At 46.0% G+C, this 428-nt stretch carries 1 protein-coding gene; it reads right to left on the bottom strand.

Annotated elements, in window-relative coordinates:
* Positions 1-318: hypothetical protein (locus tag FJR05_RS06350; protein WP_168643338.1), on the bottom strand; the 318-nt coding region annotated here is incomplete at its 3' end.
* Positions 319-428 lie beyond the last annotated feature (110 nt).

The raw sequence follows: 428 nt of genomic DNA, 5'->3' as shown, positions 1-428 counted from the left end.
GTTTTTATCTTTACCAGTGGCGTTAAAAGCGAATTTGATTCTGTCGTTCTGGATAAGCTCTGGTTGTAACCGTGGTGTAAATTGAGTCTGTTGAGCGGTTAATTGTTGCCCTTCTAGTTGTTGTTCGATCTTGGTACTAGATTTAAAAACAGACTGTTGTGCAGGGAAAGGAGGCACAACGGGATATTCAAACGGCAATTGTACTCCACCTGCATATAAGCCACTTAAAGAAGCGCTAGGTTGTGACCTCTGTTCCACTTTGTTCCACGTCAGCGAGGAAGGAGACATTCCCCCTGCTCCCGTTCGGTTTACGCTCACGGCAAAAGCCTGTTCTCTTTCCCCCTGCTTCTGCTGTTGAACGTAGGGCTGTTGCGATTCTGATGAGTTGTGAAATTGCTGTTGAACCGTTGCTTGTTGCGGTTCTGATT

The organism is Dolichospermum sp. UHCC 0259 (assembly GCF_009711935.1).
In the GTDB taxonomy this organism is placed as follows: domain Bacteria; phylum Cyanobacteriota; class Cyanobacteriia; order Cyanobacteriales; family Nostocaceae; genus Dolichospermum.
This window is presented reverse-complemented; position numbering and strand designations above follow the sequence as displayed.